Origin of the sequence: Cupriavidus sp. Agwp_2 (assembly GCF_040784895.1) — a bacterium.
Classification (GTDB): domain Bacteria; phylum Pseudomonadota; class Gammaproteobacteria; order Burkholderiales; family Burkholderiaceae; genus Cupriavidus.
Genome location: NZ_CP088083.1, coordinates 3,493,414 through 3,509,070 on the forward strand (window position 1 = coordinate 3,493,414; position 15,657 = coordinate 3,509,070).

The window sequence follows — 15,657 nt, forward strand, 5'->3', positions numbered from 1 at the left end:
GTCTCGCCGTACCCGCTGCTGCGCGGCGGCCCCCTTCGCCCGTTATCCCGCCGGCTGCGCGCCGGCATCCGTCTCGCTGCCGACCCACGCCAGGTATGGCGCAAAACCCGCCGTCACCGGCAGTGCGATGATCTCCGGCACGTCATAGGGGTGATGTTGCCGGATCACGGCCTCCAGTGCAGCGTAGCGCGCGCGCGTGGTCTTGATCAGCAGCGGCCATTCCTGCGCCTGTTCCAGCGCGCCTTGCCACCAGTACTGGGATTCCACCGGAGCCAGACGGTTCACGCAGGCGGCCGCGCGTGCTTCCAGCACGGCCCGGGACAGCCGCGCCGCAGTCTCGGCATCGGGAGTATTGGTGATCACCACGATCACTTCGGCGGAGTCGTGTGACGGGCTGGAATCTGGCATCGGAACCCTCCTGAAACGGCTGGCGGCCGCCCAAAACAAAAGAGCCAGGCGGATGCCTGGCTCGATTGTAAGCGGTGTGCCCGGAACCGTCGCACGACGGCAGCGGGCAGGAAACGCACTTATTCCGCGGCTTCTTCAGCCGGGGCTTCGGTGATTTCCGGACGATCCACCAGCTCGACCAGCGCCATCGGCGCATTGTCGCCCTGACGGAAGCCGAACTTCAGGATGCGGGTGTAGCCGCCCGGACGGGTGGCGTAGCGCGGGCCCAGTTCGGTGAACAGCTTGGTGACGATGTCGCGGTCGCGCAGGCGGGCAAAAGCCAGGCGGCGGTTGGCAACGGTGTCCTTCTTGGCCAGCGTGATCAGCGGCTCGACAACCTTGCGCAGTTCCTTGGCCTTGGGCACGGTGGTCTTGATCAGCTCGTGCTGGAACAGCGAGTTGGACATGTTGCGCAGCATCGCGAGGCGGTGCGACGAGGTGCGGTTCAGTTTCCGCAGACCATGACGGTGACGCATGATGATTCCTTTCAGTTAAGTGTTTGACCAGCTCTTCTATCGTCCGATGCGGCTGGACGCGGGCCGGTAGTGATACGAGCCCCGGCGCGAAGCCAGGGCGGTTACTGCGACGCGGGACAAAATGCCCCGCACCACAATTACTTCTCCAGACCTGCAGGCGGCCAGTTCTCGAGCTTCATGCCGAGGGTCAGGCCACGCGAGGCGAGGACTTCCTTGATCTCGTTGAGCGACTTGCGACCCAGGTTCGGGGTCTTGAGCAGTTCGTTCTCGGTACGCTGGATCAGGTCGCCGATGTAGTAGATGTTCTCGGCCTTCAGGCAGTTGGCCGAACGCACCGTCAGCTCCAGGTCGTCGACCGGGCGCAGCAGGATCGGGTCGATCTGCGGCGTGCGGCTCGAAGCAGCCTCGGCGGCCGACTCGGTGCCTTCCAGCGCTGCGAACACGGACAGCTGGTCGACCAGGATGCGGGCCGACTGGCGAATCGCTTCCTCGGGCGAGATCACGCCGTCGGTTTCGATGTTCATCACCAGCTTGTCCAGGTCGGTACGCTGTTCCACGCGAGCGGACTCAACGGCGTACGACACGCGGCGCACCGGCGAGAACGAGGCGTCCAGCACGATACGGCCGATGACCTTGCCCGACTCGTCGCCAAACTTGCGCACGTTGCCCGGCACGTAGCCGCGGCCTTGCTCGACCTTGATCTGCATGTCCAGCTTGCCGCCGGCCGACAGATGGGCGATCACGTGGTTCGGATTGATGATCTCGACGTCGTGCGGCAGCTCGATATCGGCAGCCGTGACAACACCTTCGCCATCCTTGCGCAGCGACACCGTGACTTCATCACGGTTGTGCAGCTTGAACACCACGCCCTTGAGGTTGAGCAGCAGGTTGACGACGTCTTCCTGCACGCCGTCGATGGTGGAATACTCGTGGACCACCCCAGCGATCGTGACTTCGGTCGGGGCATAGCCGACCATCGACGACAGCAGCACGCGACGCAGGGCGTTACCGAGCGTATGGCCGTAGCCGCGCTCGAACGGCTCCATCACGACTTTGGCGTGATGGTCGCCCAGAGGCTCGACGGCAATGATTTTTGGCTTGAGGAGTGCTGTTTGCATTAGGTTGTCCTTTTCAATACCCTCGGCTCGTTACACCGATAAGGCTGACGTTTGGAACCTGAAAATTCCCATCGCAACGATGGGCGAAGCCCGACCGCGCGTAGCGCGCGTCGGGCTGGAAGAGAAGCTTTGCGGAGAACGCAAGCGCTGGGCCGTCTGCTCGCGGATTAACGCGAGTAGAGTTCGACGATCAGGCTTTCGTTGATGTCGCCCGAGATGTCGGTGCGATCCGGAACTTGCTTGAAGGTACCTTCGAACTTCTTCGCATCCACGGCAACCCAGGTCGGGAAGCCCGACTGCTCGGCCAGCGACAGCGATTCGGCGATACGGACTTGCTTCTTCGACTGCTCGCGGATGGCGATGATGTCGCCCGACTTGATCTGGGCCGACGGCACGTTCAGGGTCTGACCGTTCACCAGGATCGCCTTGTGCGAAACCAGCTGGCGCGCTTCAGCGCGGGTCGAGCCAAAGCCCATGCGGTACACCACGTTGTCCAGGCGCGATTCCAGCAGTTGCAGCAGGTTTTCGCCGGTGTTGCCCTTGCGACGGTCGGCTTCGGCGAAGTAACGGCGGAACTGGCGCTCGAGCACGCCGTAGATGCGCTTGACCTTCTGCTTTTCGCGCAGTTGGTTGCCGTAGTCCGAGGTGCGGGCACCCGAGGTGCGGCCATGCTGGCCCGGCTTGCTGTCCAGCTTGCACTTGTCGGCCAGCGAGCGGCGCGAGCTCTTCAGGAACAGGTCGGTGCCTTCACGGCGGGAAAGTTTGGCCTTCGGGCCGGTATAACGTGCCACGTTGTCTTCCTTTGATCGATCACGGCGCCTTCTTGACGCGCCGCGAGTCCGTCAACGCAGTTACTTCCCGCAATGCTTAACGCTGCGGGGAGACCGTGACGGACGGTGGGCTTATGAAGCGTGCCCTGGCCGCATGGCCGGGTACGACGCTGAAAGCATTTACAGTGCATCGATATCGGAATGCGCTTTATGCGACACCCCGTCGATGCAAAACGAAAACCTGCCGCATCAAATGCAGCAGGTCAACGCGCGATACTATCATATCCGGCTCCGGCAGGTAAACCCACCGGGGCTGGACAAGGCCAGCGCTTAGATGCGGCGGCGCTTCGGCGGACGGCAGCCGTTGTGCGGAATCGGCGTGACGTCTTCGATGATCGCGATCTTGATGCCCAGCGCGTTCAGCGCGCGGACAGCCGATTCACGGCCAGGGCCGGGGCCCTTGATGCGCACTTCCAGGTTCTTGATACCCTGGTCTTGCGCCACGCGGCCGGCGTTCTCGGCAGCAACCTGGGCAGCGAACGGGGTCGACTTACGCGAACCCTTGAAGCCCTGGCCACCGGCGGTCGCCCACGACAGGGCGTTGCCCTGACGGTCGGTGATCGTGATGATGGTGTTGTTGAACGAGGCGTGGACGTGCGCAATGCCGTCGGCAACGTTCTTCTTGACCTTTTTACGCGCGCGAGCGGCGTTATTCGGACCTTTTGCCATTAGTTTCTTCCTCTGCCTTCGGCTTTACTTCTTCAGAGCCACGCCGGCCTTGCGCGGACCCTTGCGGGTACGTGCGTTGGTACGGGTACGCTGACCGCGCATGGGCAGGCCCTTGCGGTGACGCATGCCACGATAGCAACCAAGGTCCATCAGACGCTTGATGTTCATCGTGGTTTCACGACGCAGGTCACCCTCGACCGTGACCTTGCCCACTTCGTCACGAAGCTTTTCCAGGTCGGCGTCGGTCAGATCCTTGACCTTCTTGTCAAACGGTACACCGGTGGCCTCGCAAATCTTGCGAGCGCGCGAGCGGCCGACACCATAAATGGCCGTCAGGCCGATTTCGGTGTGCTTGTGGTTCGGGATGTTAACCCCTGCGATACGTGCCATTCGTCAATCCTCTTTCCGATTAGCCTTGGCGTTGCTTGTGGCGGGGATCCGACGAGCAGATCACGCGCACGACACCGTTGCGCTTGATGATTTTGCAGTTGCGGCAAATGCGCTTCACAGAAGCCAGCACTTTCATAATTTTCCTCTTCCTTCAATTCCTGTTCGCTCACTTCGTCCGGAAGACGATTCGTGCGCGCGACAGATCATATGGAGTCAGCTCGACCGTCACCTTGTCACCCGGAAGAATCCGGATGTAGTTCATTCTCATCTTGCCGGAGATGTGGCCCAGCACTACATGGCCATTCTCCAGCTTGACTCGGAACGTCGCATTGGGCAGGTTCTCCAGGACCTGGCCCTGCATCTGGATGACGTCGTCTTTTGCCATACCTAGCCTGTACCGATCCGAAGTCAGCGCAAGGTCAGATTACCCTTGAAATTCGCCTTCTTCAGCAGCGACTCATACTGCTGCGACATGACGTAGGACTGAACCTGGGCCATGAAGTCCATCGTGACGACCACGATGATCAGCAGCGAGGTTCCGCCAAAATAGAACGGAACGTTCCAGCGCAGCACCAGGAATTCCGGCAACAGGCAAACCAGCGTGATGTAGATCGCGCCAGCCAGCGTCAGTCGCACCAGAATCTTGTCGATATAGCGCGTCGTCTGCTCGCCCGGACGAATGCCCGGAATGAAGGCACCGCTTTTCTTCAGGTTGTCTGCCACTTCACGGCTGTTGTACACCAGGGCCGTGTAGAAGAAGCAGAAAAATACAATCGCAGCAGCGTACAGCAGGATGTAGACCGGCTGGCCCGGCGACAGCGTGGCAGCCAGGTCCTTGATGAACCGGCCAACCGTGCCCGTCGAGTCAGACGTGAACCAGCCCGCGATCGTCGCCGGGAACAGGATGATCGACGATGCGAAGATCGGCGGAATCACCCCTGCCATGTTCAGCTTCAGCGGCAGGTGCGACGACTGGCCGCCGTACACCTTGTTGCCGACCTGACGCTTGGCATAGTTCACCAGGATCTTGCGCTGGCCACGCTCGACAAACACCACGGCGAAGGTCACACCGATCACGATCGCCACGATGAAGATCGCCGCGATGATGCTCATGGAACCCGTGCGGACCAGTTCGAACAGTCCGCCGATCGCGTTGGGCAGGCCCGCCGCGATACCGCCGAAGATGATGATCGAGATGCCGTTGCCCAGACCACGCTCGGTGATCTGCTCACCCAGCCACATCAGGAACATCGTGCCGGTCACCAGCGTGATTACCGCCGTGGCCCGGAACATCAGGCCAGGATCCAGCACCAGCCCGGGCTGCGACTCCAGCGCCACCGCAATCGACAGCGCCTGGAACGTGGCCAGGACCACGGTGCCGTAACGCGTGTACTGCGTGATCTTGCGCTGCCCTGCCTGCCCTTCCTTCTTCAGCGTTTCCAGCTGCGGCAGCACGATCGTCAGCAACTGCATGATGATCGACGCCGAGATGTACGGCATGATGCCGAGCGCGAAGACGGTAAAGCGCGACAGCGCCCCGCCCGAGAACAGGTTGAACATCCCGAGGATGCCACCCGACTGACTCTGGAAAAGCTTCGCAAGCTGCTCCGGATCGATACCGGGCACCGGAATATGAGCGCCGATGCGGTACACGATCAGGGCCAGCACCAAGAACATCAGCCGGCGCTTGAGGTCGCCGTACTTCGCCGTGTTCCTGGCTTGCGCGCTTGCATTGGGTTTCGCCGTGGCCAAACGATGCTCCGACTATGACTGCCTATGCTGCGATAAATGCCGTATCAGGCTGCGATCTGGCCGCCGGCGGCTTCGATCGCGGCCTTGGCGCCAGCGGTGGCGCCCAGACCCTTGATCGACACCTTGCGGGTCAGTTCGCCAGCCTTGATGACCTTGGCGCTCTTGACCAGCTCGCCCACCAGGCCAGCTTGCTTCAGGACCAGCAGGTCGACTTCAGCCGCTTCCAGGCGCTCGATGTCACGCAGCGTGACTTCGGCGGTGAACGCCTTGGTCAGCGAGGTGAAGCCGCGCTTCGGCAGACGACGATACAGCGGCATTTGACCGCCTTCGAAGCCCACCTTGTGGAAGCCGCCCGAACGCGACTTCTGACCCTTGTGACCGCGACCGGCGGTCTTGCCCAGGCCGGAGCCGATACCGCGGCCGACGCGACGCTTGGCGTGCTTCGAACCGGCGGCCGGTTTCAGGTTGTTCAGTTGCATCTTGCTCTCCAAGTCCCGATCAGGCCAGAACCTTGACCAGGTACGAGACCTTGTTGATCATGCCGCGCACAGCGGGCGTGTCCTGCAGTTCCGACACCGAGTTGATGCGGCGCAGGCCCAGGCCACGAACGGTGGCGCGATGATCCTCGCGCGTGCCGATCAGGCTGCGCACGAGTTGCACTTTTACGGTTTTCTGCGACATTGCGTTCACCTTAACCCAGGATGTCTTCGACCGACTTGCCACGCTTGGCGGCGATTTCGCCCGGCGTGCTCATCTTCTGAAGGCCGTCCAGCGTGGCGCGAACCATGTTGTACGGGTTGGTGGAGCCGTGCGACTTGGTCACCACGTTGGTGACGCCCATCACTTCGAAGATCGCGCGCATCGGGCCGCCGGCGATCACGCCGGTACCTTCCTTGGCGGGCATCATCAGCACCTTGGCGGCGCCGTGCTTGCCAACGACTTCGTGTTGCAGCGTGCCGTTCTTCAGCGAGACCTTGACCATCTTGCGACGGGCTTCGTCCATTGCCTTCTGAACAGCAACCGGCACTTCCTTAGCCTTGCCCTTGCCCATGCCGATGCGGCCATCGCCGTCACCAACCACGGTCAGCGCAGCGAAACCGAGAATCCGGCCACCCTTCACCACCTTGGTGACACGGTTGACCGAGATCATCTTCTCGCGGAGGCCGTCGTCGCGTTCGTCCTGTTGGACTTTTGCTTGCATCTTTGCCATGACGTATCTCTCTCTATGCGCTTAGAACTTCAGGCCGGCTTCGCGGGCGGCGTCTGCCAGGGCCTTCACGCGGCCATGGAAACGGAAGCCGGCGCGATCGAACGCAACGGTTTCCACGCCGGCAGCCTTCGCCTTCTCGGCGATGCGCTTGCCAACCACGGTGGCGGCAGCGGCGGTAGCGCCCTTGCCATCCAGTTCCTTGCGCACTTCCACCTCTGCGGTCGACGCGGAAGCCAGCACCTTGGTGCCGCACTCCGAGAAAACCTGGGCGTAAATATGCGAATTCGTACGGAACACGGTCAGACGATTGACTTTCATCTCCGCGATCTTGGCGCGGGTCTGACGTGCACGGCGCAAACGAGCGTCTTTCTTGTTCATCATTGCACCCCTTACTTCTTCTTGGTTTCCTTCAGGATGACGCGCTCGTCGCTGTAACGCACACCCTTGCCCTTGTAGGGCTCAGGCGGGCGGTACGCGCGGACTTCCGCGGCAACCTGACCGACTTTCTGCTTGTCCGCACCCTTGATGATGATCTCGGTCTGCGTCGGCGTTGCAGCCGTCACGCCTTCCGGCATCTCATGGATCACGTCGTGCGAGAAACCAAGCTGGAGCTTCAGCGCAGCGCCTTGCAGCTGGGCACGGTAGCCCACGCCAACGAGGTTCAGCTTGCGCTCGAAACCGGTGGTCACGCCCTTGACCATGTTCGCCGCCAGGGCGCGCATGGTGCCTTGCAGGGCGTTTGCTTCACGCGACTCGTCAGCCGGCGAGAAGGTCAGCGTGTCGTTCTCGACATTGACCTTGACCAGGCTGTGAATCGGTTGCGACAGCGTACCGAGCGGGCCCTTCACGGAGAGCACGCCAGCCGCCACGTTCACTTCCGCGCCCTTGGGGAGCGCGATGGGAGCCTTACCTACACGGGACATGGTTCTCTCCTTAAGCGACGTAGCAGAGAACTTCGCCGCCCACGCCAGTGGCGCGAGCCTTGCGGTCGGTCATCAGACCCTGCGGGGTCGAGATGATCGCCACACCCAGGCCGTTCATCACTTGCGGGATGTCGCTGCGGCCCTTGTACACGCGCAGGCCGGGCTTCGAGACGCGCTCGATGCGCTCGATCACCGGACGGCCGGCGTAGTACTTCAGGCCGATGCTCAGTTGTGCCTTGCCGCCATCTTCCTGGACGGCGTAATCGTCGATGTAGCCTTCGTCCTTCAGGACCTTGGCGATTGCCACTTTCAGCTTCGACGACGGCATGACAACCGACGCCTTCTGCACGCCTTGGGCGTTGCGGATGCGCGTCAGCATATCGGCGATAGGATCGCTCATGCTCATACTGTTTCTCCTGTAGCCTGTGCGTAATTACCAGCTGGCTTTCGTCAGACCCGGGATTTCGCCCTTGAAGGCGATTTCGCGGATCTTGTTACGCGCCAGGCCAAACTTGCGGAAGGTACCGCGGGGACGACCGGTGATCGCGCAGCGGTTACGCTGGCGAGTCGGGTTCGCGTTGCGCGGGAGCTGTTGCAGCTCGAGACGCGCGCTGTAACGCTCTTCTTCCGACTTCTCTTGGTCGTCGATAATGGCCTTGAGGTTGGCGCGCTTGGCGGCGTACTTCGCCACCAGCTTGGCGCGCTTCTTCTCACGTTCAATCAGAGCCAGTTTAGCCACGGTTACCCCTTAATTGCGGAACGGGAACTTGAACGCACCGAGGAGTGCCTTGGCTTCCTCGTCGTTCTTTGCCGTCGTCGTGATGCTGATGTTCAGACCACGCAGTGCGTCGATCTTGTCGTACTCGATTTCGGGGAAAATGATCTGCTCTTTCACACCGATGTTGTAGTTGCCACGACCGTCGAACGAACGGCCCGACACACCACGGAAGTCACGCACGCGCGGCAGGGCCACGGTGACGAAACGATCGAGGAATTCGAACATGCGCTCGCCGCGCAGGGTCACCATCGCACCGATGGGGTAGCCCTGGCGGATCTTGAAGCCGGCGATGGCCTTCTTGGCCTTCGTCACGACCGGCTTCTGACCAGCGATCTTGGTCAGGTCGCCGACGGCGTTTTCAATGATCTTCTTGTCATTGATCGCTTCGCCAAGGCCCATGTTCAGGGTGATCTTGGTGATGCGCGGCACTTCCATGACCGACTTGTAGCCGAACTGTTCGATCAGCTTCGGCACAACCTGTTCTTTGTAAAACTCTTGCAGACGTGCTGCCATGCTCAACTCCTAAACGTGCCCAGAATCAAGCTGCCACGACGGCGCCGGTGGTCTTCAGCACGCGCACGCGCTTGCCGTCTTCCACCTTGATGCCGACGCGCGACGGCTTGCCATTGGCATCCACGAGCGCAACGTTGGAAATATGCAGCGGCATGACCTTGTCGACCACACCACCGGTAGTGCCCAGCATCGGGTTCGGGCGGGCATGCTTCTTGGCGATGTTCACGCCTTGCACCGCGACCTTGTCGCCAAGCACGGCTTGCACGGTACCGCGCTTGCCCTTGTCCTTGCCGGTCAGCACGATGACTTCGTCGCCTTTGCGAATCTTGTTCATGGCGGCTCCTTACAGCACTTCCGGAGCGAGCGACACGATCTTCATGAATCGCTCGGTACGGAGTTCACGAGTCACCGGCCCGAAGATACGGGTGCCGATCGGCTCGAGCTTGTTGTTCAGCAGGACGGCGGCGTTGCCGTCGAACTTGATCAGCGAACCGTCAGCGCGGCGCACGCCCTTGGCGGTACGCACGACGACGGCGTTGTAGATGTCGCCCTTCTTCACGCGACCGCGCGGCGCTGCGTCCTTGACGGTCACCTTGATGATGTCGCCAACGCTTGCGTAGCGGCGCTTGGAGCCACCCAGCACCTTGATGCACAGCACTTCGCGCGCACCAGTGTTATCGGCCACTTCGAGCCGGCTTTCTGTCTGAATCATGGTGTTTGTCTTCCCAACTTAATCCGCCAGGTGCGATAGCGCCCGTCGGTCAGTCTTGGTCCCGTCGGCTCCGGCCTTGCGCCAGCACCGTCTGGGTTGATCAACTTTGAAGTCGGTAGGAACCTGGCAATCCCGACAGATCGTCGAGGCCGCCTGGCCCTGGCTCGCTCAACAGGCCCGCCCGGGTGGTACAGCTAAGGCGAACGCAATAAAGCGGAAGTCCAGGATTATAGCTACATAATCCTGGACTTGCAAGTCAAGCTAAGAACGTGTTGTTCTTAGATGACGCGTGCAGCCTCTACCAGCCGGGAAACCACCCAGGACTTGGTCCGCGACAGCGGACGGCCTTCCTGGATTTCGACCTTGTCGCCTTCCTTGTACTGGTTGGCTTCGTCGTGTGCGTGGTACTTCTTGGAACGCAGCACGTACTTGCCGTACAGGGGATGCTTGACGCGGTTTTCCACCAAGACCGTAACGGTCTTGTCCATCTTGTCGCTCACGACACGGCCGACCAGGGTACGGCGAAGCGACTTTTCCGTTTGTGCAGCTTCAGTCATTTCGCGTTCGCCTTTTGAGTCAGCACGGTTTGCACGCGCGCGATGTCCTTGCGAACCTTCTTCAGCTGGCTGGTGTTCTGCAGCTGTTGGGTTGCCTTTTGCATGCGCAGGCTAAATTGGGCCTTCAGCAGCTCGGAGAGCTCCTGGTTCAGGCCTGCGGCGTCCTTGCCGCGAAGTTCGGATGCTTTCATTCCTGCTCTCCTTACGTCCCGACCTGGCGCACCACGAAATTGGTGGCGATCGGCAGCTTGGCGGCTGCGAGGCGGAACGCCTCACGCGCCAGCTCTTCGCTCACGCCATCCATTTCGTACAGCATCTTGCCCGGCTGGATTTCAGCCACATAGTATTCCGGGTTGCCCTTACCGTTACCCATACGGACTTCAGCGGGCTTCTTCGAAATCGGCTTGTCCGGGAAGATCCGGATCCAGATGCGGCCGCCACGCTTGATGTGACGGGTCATCGCACGACGTGCCGACTCGATCTGACGAGCCGTCAGACGGCCGCGGCCCATTGCCTTCAGGCCGAATTCGCCGAAAGACACGGCGTTGCCACGGGTAGCCTTACCCGTGTTGCGGCCTTTCTGCTCCTTGCGGTATTTTCTGCGCTTAGGTTGCAGCATCGTTATTCTCCACTCTTCCCATCTGCGCCAGGCGCAGCGCGACGACCGGCACCGGCACCGCCACGGCGGTTGCCACCCGGACGGCCTTCGCCTTCACGGCGGCGACCTTCCGGACGACCCGGACGACGACGACGATCGTCTTGCGGCTCTTCCACCACCGGCGCGTCATTGCGGCCGAGGTGATCCCCCTTGTAGACCCACACCTTGACACCGATGATGCCGTAGGTGGTTTCTGCTTCGGAGAAGCCGTAGTCGATGTCGGCGCGCAGGGTGTGCAGGGGCACACGGCCTTCGCGGTACCACTCGGTACGTGCGATTTCGATACCGTTCAGACGGCCTGCGCTCATGATCTTGATACCCTGGGCGCCCAGGCGCATCGCGTTCTGCATGGCGCGCTTCATGGCGCGGCGGAACATGATGCGGCGCTCGAGCTGCTGGGTGATCGAGTCGGCGATCAGCTGAGCATCGGTTTCCGGCTTGCGGATTTCCTCGATGTTCACGTGCACGGGCACGCCCATGCGACGCTGCAGTTCGGCCTTCAGCAGTTCGATGTCCTCACCCTTCTTGCCGATCACCACGCCCGGACGCGAGCTGTAAATGGTGATGCGGGCATTGCGGGCGGGGCGCTCGATAACGACGCGGCCAACCGATGCGTTCTTCAGCTTCTTCTTCAGGAAGTCGCGAACTTCGATGTCTTCCTTCAGCATGCCGGCGAACTTCGTGTTGCTGGCGTACCAGCGCGAAGCCCAGTTACGGCTGACAGCCAGACGGAAGCCAGTCGGATGAATCTTCTGTCCCATCGTGACTCCTTAGTTGCCGAGCGTCACAGTGATGTGACAGGTTTGTTTCTCGATGCGGTTGCCGCGGCCCTTCGCCCGTGCGGTGAAGCGCTTGAGCGAGGTCGCCTTGTCGACGTAGATCGATTTGACCTTCAGTTCGTCGATGTCGGCGCCTTCGTTGTGCTCGGCGTTGGCGATGGCCGATTCGACCACCTTCTTCACGATCCCGGCAGCCTTTTTCGGGCTGAACTGCAGGACATTGAGCGCGCGCTCGATCGGCAGACCACGGATCTGGTCAGCGACCAGGCGCGTCTTCTGGGCGGAGATGCGGGCACCGCGATGAATCGCTTTCACTTCCATGATGGCACCTTACCTCTTCGCTTTCTTGTCAGCCGCGTGGCCCTTGAACGTGCGGGTAATCGCAAATTCGCCGAGCTTGTGGCCAACCATGTTTTCCGTAACGTACACCGGCACGTGTTGACGGCCGTTGTGCACGGCGATCGTCAGGCCAATGAACTCCGGCAGAATGGTCGAGCGACGCGACCAAGTCTTGATGGGCTTCTTGTCCTTGCCGCTTACCGCAACTTCCACCTTCTTCAGCAGGTGGGCGTCGCAGAACGGACCCTTTTTAGCGGAACGAGTCATATCTTTAGCTCCTACCTACCGATTAGCGCTTGTGGCGCTTCTGGACGATCATGCTGTCCGTGCGCTTGTTGCTGCGGGTGCGGTAGCCCTTGGCCGGGGTACCCCACGGCGAAACCGGATCACGACCAGCAGCAGTCTTGCCTTCACCACCACCGTGCGGGTGATCCACCGGGTTCATCACGACACCACGCACCGTCGGGCGGATACCGCGCCAGCGGGTAGCACCGGCCTTGCCGATGACGCGCAGGCTGTGCTCTTCGTTGCCCACTTCACCGATGGTGGCGCGGCACTCGATGTGCACGCGGCGAACTTCACCCGAGCGCAGGCGAACCTGGGCGTACAGGCCTTCACGAGCCAGCAGCACGGCGGAACCGCCGGCAGCACGCGCGATCTGGGCACCCTTGCCCGGCAGCATTTCCACGTTGTTGATCGTGGTACCGACCGGAATGTTGCGGATCGGCAGGTTGTTACCGGCCTTGATCGGCGCTTCCGAGCCGTTCATCAGCGGTTGGCCGGCAACCATGCCCTTGGTGGCGATGATGTAGCGGCGCTCGCCGTCGGCGAACACAACCAGAGCGATGTTGGCGCTGCGGTTCGGATCGTATTCCAGGCGCTCGACCTTGGCGGCGATGCCGTCCTTGTCGTTGCGCTTGAAGTCGACCACGCGGTAGTGGTGCTTATGACCACCGCCCTTGTGACGGGTGGTGATGTGACCATTGTTGTTACGGCCCGACTTCTGGAATTGCTTTTCCAGCAGCGGAGCGTGCGGGGCGCCCTTGTGAAGGTCCTTGTTGACCACCTTCACCATCGAGCGACGACCCGGGGACGTCGGCTTGGTCTTGACGAGTGCCATGATTACTTGGCCTCCGCTTCAAAATTGATTTCCTGACCCGGCTTCAGCGACACGTAAGCTTTCTTCACGTGGTTGCGGCGGCCCATGAAACGGCCGAAGCGCTTCTGCTTGCCCTTCTGGTTCAGGATCTGAACGGACTGCACCTCGACCTTGAACAGCAGTTCGACGGCGGCCTTCACTTCTGCCTTGTTGGCATCGCGGGCTACCTCGAACACGACTTGTTCATTCTTGTCGGCGACCAGGGTTGCCTTTTCGGAAACCACCGGCGCGAGCAGCACCTGCATCAAACGATGATCGTTCTTGGCTACTTGCGTCATTTCAGCAACTCCTCGATCTGCGCGACGGCCGCCTTGGTCACCAGCACCTTCTTGTAGTGCACGAGCGACAGCGGATCAGCCTGGCGCGGCTCCACGACTGCCACGTGCGGCAGGTTGCGCGAAGCCAGGTAGAGGTTTTCGTCGAGGCTGTCGGTGATGATCAGCACCGAGTCCAGGCCCATGGCCTTGAACTTGTCGGCCAAGAGCTTGGTCTTGGGCGCGTCGACAGTGAAACCGTCCACCACGTTGATACGACCTTCACGTGCGAGCTGCGAGTAAATCGAGCGCATGCCGGCACGGAACATCTTCTTGTTGACCTTCTGGGTGAAGTTCTCTTCCGGCGAATTCGGGAAGATACGGCCGCCCCCGCGCCACAGCGGCGAGGAAGACATACCGGCACGAGCACGGCCCGTACCCTTCTGGCGCCACGGCTTCTTGGTCGTGTGCTTGACCTCTTCACGATCCTTCTGCTTACGGTTACCGCTGCGAGCGTTGGCCTGGTAAGCGACGACGATCTGGTGAACGAGGGCTTCGTTGTAGTCACGGCCGAACACTTCGGGCGACGCGTCAACGCCGGCGCCGATCTGGCCATTGTCCTGGAGGAGCTTGAGTTCCATTACATGCGCTCCTTAAGCTTTGGCTTTGGCCTTGACGGCCGGGGTAACGATGACCTTGCCGTTCTTGGAGCCCGGGATGGCGCCCTTGACCAGCAGCAGCTTGCGCTCTGCGTCGATCTTGGCGATCTCCAGGTTCTGCACGGTGCGGGTGACATCGCCCAGGTGACCGGTCATGCGCTTGCCCGGGAACACACGGCCCGGATCCTGCGCCATACCGATCGAGCCCGGCACGTTGTGCGAGCGCGAGTTACCGTGCGTGGCACGGCCGGAGGCGAAGTGGTAGCGCTTGATGGTACCGGCGTAGCCCTTACCGATGGTCACGCCCTGCACGTCGATCTTCTGACCGACTTCGAACAGGTCGACCGACAGCGAACCGCCAGCTTGCAGTTCGGCAGCCTTGGCTGCGTCGATACGGAATTCGCGGATGATTTCGCCGGCTTCCACGCCGGCTTTGGCGAGGTGACCCGCCAGCGGCTTGGTGACACGGCTTGCGCGTCGTGCGCCGAAGGTGACTTGAACCGCGGTATAACCGTCGGTCTCGTCCGTCTTGATTTGCGTCACGCGGTTGTCGCCGACCTCGACCACGGTCACGGGAATCGCTTCACCGTCGTCCGTGAAAATACGGGTCATGCCAACCTTGCGACCTACAAGGCCAAGGCTCATGGTTTGCTCCATTCCCAGCTGCGATTGGCCGGGGCTGATTGATACACGAAAACTGTGTTTGCGCTTGTGCGCGGATGGGCTGCGCTAAAGAGGACTGCGCGTGGCCAAAACGGCCAACCCACTACCCGGAGACACGGGTAGCCTTACACTATAACGCTTCCCCCAGGAAAGGGCAATAAGCAATTGCGATTTGCCGAGGGGTGTTGCAGGCAGGATTCACGCAGATGTGCGCAAAAGCTGGCACGAAGGCGGCGCGGCGAGCGGCAGGCCCCGCCCCCGCGCAAAGGTCAGGCCGCGACGCGCACGAAGCCGCCACCATAGAAGACCAGCGGCTCGCCCTCTTCCGCCGAGATGGACTCCACCGCGCCCACGACCAGCAGGTGGTCGCCAACGGGATCGGCGCGCTCGACGCGGCATGCGAGCGTGGCGAGCGCCTCGTCCAGGTAGGGCACGCCCTGGGCGCAGCGCGTATGACGCACGCCGGCGAACTTGTCGGCCGCCGGCGTGGCGAAGCGGCGCGCCAGTTCCCCGTGTCCGGCGCGCAGGATGCTGACGCCGAACGGCCGGCCTGGCTCGAACAGGCCCGCATTGGGCGAGTGCGACGCCAGGCTCCACAGGATCAGCGGCGGCGCCAGCGACAGCGACGCGAACGAGTTGACGGTGATGCCGACCGGCCGCTGCTGCGCCGTGCAGGCACCGATGACCGCCACGCCGGTCGCGTAGCGGCCGCAAACCCGGCGCAGTTCGCGTGGATCGAGCAGGGGCGCGGCATGACTGGTGGTGTCCATG

Annotated in this window: 30 protein-coding genes; all 30 read right to left on the reverse strand. The window is 61.7% G+C overall.

Translation table 11 applies throughout. The features are described 5' to 3' along the window. Positions 1–42: 42 nt before the first annotated feature. Positions 43–408 carry a divalent-cation tolerance protein CutA gene (cutA, locus tag LPA45_RS16310; protein ID WP_116320340.1) on the reverse strand — a complete coding sequence of 122 codons (366 nt, stop codon included), beginning with the start codon at positions 406–408 and terminating at the stop codon, positions 43–45. 119 nt (positions 409–527) lie between these two features. Continuing rightward, a complete protein-coding gene (gene rplQ, locus LPA45_RS16315) occupies positions 528–923 on the reverse strand; it encodes a 50S ribosomal protein L17 (protein ID WP_116320341.1) in 396 nt (131 codons plus the stop codon). A 137-nt stretch (positions 924–1,060) separates the two neighbouring features. Continuing rightward, a complete protein-coding gene (locus LPA45_RS16320; protein WP_010812374.1) occupies positions 1,061–2,041 on the reverse strand; it encodes a DNA-directed RNA polymerase subunit alpha in 981 nt (326 codons plus the stop codon). Positions 2,042–2,208: 167 nt separating this feature from the next. Then, positions 2,209–2,832 carry a 30S ribosomal protein S4 gene (gene rpsD / locus LPA45_RS16325; protein ID WP_116320342.1) on the reverse strand — a complete coding sequence of 208 codons (624 nt, stop codon included), beginning with the start codon at positions 2,830–2,832 and terminating at the stop codon, positions 2,209–2,211. A gap of 309 nt (positions 2,833–3,141) precedes the next feature. Then, complete coding sequence (gene rpsK / locus LPA45_RS16330; RefSeq protein WP_010812376.1) at positions 3,142–3,540, reverse strand: 30S ribosomal protein S11; 399 nt, start codon at positions 3,538–3,540, stop codon at positions 3,142–3,144. 24 nt (positions 3,541–3,564) lie between these two features. Further along, positions 3,565–3,930 carry a 30S ribosomal protein S13 gene (gene rpsM / locus LPA45_RS16335; protein ID WP_010812377.1) on the reverse strand — a complete coding sequence of 122 codons (366 nt, stop codon included), beginning with the start codon at positions 3,928–3,930 and terminating at the stop codon, positions 3,565–3,567. Positions 3,931–3,949: 19 nt separating this feature from the next. Further along, a complete protein-coding gene (gene rpmJ, locus LPA45_RS16340) occupies positions 3,950–4,066 on the reverse strand; it encodes a 50S ribosomal protein L36 (protein ID WP_008642959.1) in 117 nt (38 codons plus the stop codon). Positions 4,067–4,096: 30 nt separating this feature from the next. After that, on the reverse strand, positions 4,097–4,315 hold the full coding sequence (gene infA / locus LPA45_RS16345; RefSeq protein WP_116320343.1) for a translation initiation factor IF-1: 219 nt from the start codon (positions 4,313–4,315) through the stop codon (positions 4,097–4,099). Positions 4,316–4,338: 23 nt separating this feature from the next. Continuing rightward, entirely contained in the window at positions 4,339–5,682 is a 1,344-nt protein-coding gene (gene secY, locus LPA45_RS16350; RefSeq protein WP_116320344.1) for a preprotein translocase subunit SecY, read from the reverse strand. A gap of 44 nt (positions 5,683–5,726) precedes the next feature. Beyond that, a complete protein-coding gene (gene rplO, locus LPA45_RS16355) occupies positions 5,727–6,161 on the reverse strand; it encodes a 50S ribosomal protein L15 (protein WP_116320345.1) in 435 nt (144 codons plus the stop codon). Positions 6,162–6,180: 19 nt separating this feature from the next. Continuing rightward, on the reverse strand, positions 6,181–6,363 hold the full coding sequence (gene rpmD, locus LPA45_RS16360; RefSeq protein WP_010812381.1) for a 50S ribosomal protein L30: 183 nt from the start codon (positions 6,361–6,363) through the stop codon (positions 6,181–6,183). Positions 6,364–6,373: 10 nt separating this feature from the next. Further along, entirely contained in the window at positions 6,374–6,892 is a 519-nt protein-coding gene (rpsE, locus tag LPA45_RS16365) for a 30S ribosomal protein S5 (RefSeq protein WP_006160449.1), read from the reverse strand. A gap of 21 nt (positions 6,893–6,913) precedes the next feature. Then, on the reverse strand, positions 6,914–7,270 hold the full coding sequence (rplR, locus tag LPA45_RS16370) for a 50S ribosomal protein L18 (RefSeq protein WP_010812382.1): 357 nt from the start codon (positions 7,268–7,270) through the stop codon (positions 6,914–6,916). Between the two features lie 11 nt (positions 7,271–7,281). Continuing rightward, positions 7,282–7,815, reverse strand: a complete 534-nt coding sequence (rplF, locus tag LPA45_RS16375) for a 50S ribosomal protein L6 (RefSeq protein ID WP_116320346.1) — start codon at positions 7,813–7,815, stop codon at positions 7,282–7,284. Positions 7,816–7,825: 10 nt separating this feature from the next. Beyond that, positions 7,826–8,221: a 30S ribosomal protein S8 gene (gene rpsH / locus LPA45_RS16380; protein ID WP_010812384.1), complete on the reverse strand. Its 396-nt coding sequence runs from the start codon at positions 8,219–8,221 to the stop codon at positions 7,826–7,828. Between the two features lie 27 nt (positions 8,222–8,248). Beyond that, positions 8,249–8,554, reverse strand: a complete 306-nt coding sequence (gene rpsN, locus LPA45_RS16385; protein ID WP_010812385.1) for a 30S ribosomal protein S14 — start codon at positions 8,552–8,554, stop codon at positions 8,249–8,251. A gap of 9 nt (positions 8,555–8,563) precedes the next feature. Further along, positions 8,564–9,106 carry a 50S ribosomal protein L5 gene (rplE, locus tag LPA45_RS16390; RefSeq protein WP_010812386.1) on the reverse strand — a complete coding sequence of 181 codons (543 nt, stop codon included), beginning with the start codon at positions 9,104–9,106 and terminating at the stop codon, positions 8,564–8,566. Positions 9,107–9,131: 25 nt separating this feature from the next. Further along, positions 9,132–9,440 (reverse strand): 50S ribosomal protein L24, encoded by a 309-nt coding sequence (rplX, locus tag LPA45_RS16395; protein ID WP_010812387.1) that lies wholly within the window; start codon positions 9,438–9,440, stop codon positions 9,132–9,134. Positions 9,441–9,449: 9 nt separating this feature from the next. Beyond that, on the reverse strand, positions 9,450–9,818 hold the full coding sequence (gene rplN, locus LPA45_RS16400; protein ID WP_010812388.1) for a 50S ribosomal protein L14: 369 nt from the start codon (positions 9,816–9,818) through the stop codon (positions 9,450–9,452). A 278-nt stretch (positions 9,819–10,096) separates the two neighbouring features. Continuing rightward, positions 10,097–10,375: a 30S ribosomal protein S17 gene (rpsQ, locus tag LPA45_RS16405; RefSeq protein WP_010812389.1), complete on the reverse strand. Its 279-nt coding sequence runs from the start codon at positions 10,373–10,375 to the stop codon at positions 10,097–10,099. Then, the gene (gene rpmC, locus LPA45_RS16410) at positions 10,372–10,566 is read right to left on the reverse strand and encodes a 50S ribosomal protein L29 (RefSeq protein WP_010812390.1); all 195 of its coding nucleotides are present in this window, start codon (positions 10,564–10,566) and stop codon (positions 10,372–10,374) included. Before rpmC ends, rpsQ begins: the two co-directional genes overlap by 4 nt. Before the next feature lie 11 nt (positions 10,567–10,577). Then, the gene (gene rplP / locus LPA45_RS16415; RefSeq protein ID WP_006576240.1) at positions 10,578–10,994 is read right to left on the reverse strand and encodes a 50S ribosomal protein L16; all 417 of its coding nucleotides are present in this window, start codon (positions 10,992–10,994) and stop codon (positions 10,578–10,580) included. Between the two features lie 2 nt (positions 10,995–10,996). Next, on the reverse strand, positions 10,997–11,794 hold the full coding sequence (gene rpsC, locus LPA45_RS16420; protein WP_063241274.1) for a 30S ribosomal protein S3: 798 nt from the start codon (positions 11,792–11,794) through the stop codon (positions 10,997–10,999). 9 nt (positions 11,795–11,803) lie between these two features. Beyond that, positions 11,804–12,133 carry a 50S ribosomal protein L22 gene (rplV, locus tag LPA45_RS16425; protein ID WP_063241275.1) on the reverse strand — a complete coding sequence of 110 codons (330 nt, stop codon included), beginning with the start codon at positions 12,131–12,133 and terminating at the stop codon, positions 11,804–11,806. A 9-nt stretch (positions 12,134–12,142) separates the two neighbouring features. Continuing rightward, positions 12,143–12,418, reverse strand: coding sequence for a 30S ribosomal protein S19 (gene rpsS, locus LPA45_RS16430; RefSeq protein WP_029047585.1), 276 nt, complete (start codon positions 12,416–12,418; stop codon positions 12,143–12,145). Between the two features lie 22 nt (positions 12,419–12,440). Then, entirely contained in the window at positions 12,441–13,271 is an 831-nt protein-coding gene (rplB, locus tag LPA45_RS16435; protein ID WP_116320347.1) for a 50S ribosomal protein L2, read from the reverse strand. 2 nt (positions 13,272–13,273) lie between these two features. After that, positions 13,274–13,588 carry a 50S ribosomal protein L23 gene (gene rplW / locus LPA45_RS16440; RefSeq protein WP_006576245.1) on the reverse strand — a complete coding sequence of 105 codons (315 nt, stop codon included), beginning with the start codon at positions 13,586–13,588 and terminating at the stop codon, positions 13,274–13,276. Next, positions 13,585–14,205 carry a 50S ribosomal protein L4 gene (gene rplD / locus LPA45_RS16445; protein WP_010812396.1) on the reverse strand — a complete coding sequence of 207 codons (621 nt, stop codon included), beginning with the start codon at positions 14,203–14,205 and terminating at the stop codon, positions 13,585–13,587. Before rplD ends, rplW begins: the two co-directional genes overlap by 4 nt. A 12-nt stretch (positions 14,206–14,217) precedes the next feature. Next, a complete protein-coding gene (rplC, locus tag LPA45_RS16450; RefSeq protein ID WP_010812397.1) occupies positions 14,218–14,868 on the reverse strand; it encodes a 50S ribosomal protein L3 in 651 nt (216 codons plus the stop codon). A gap of 287 nt (positions 14,869–15,155) precedes the next feature. Then, positions 15,156–15,656, reverse strand: a complete 501-nt coding sequence (locus LPA45_RS16455) for a flavin reductase family protein (protein WP_116320348.1) — start codon at positions 15,654–15,656, stop codon at positions 15,156–15,158. Between the last annotated feature and the right edge of the window lies 1 nt (position 15,657).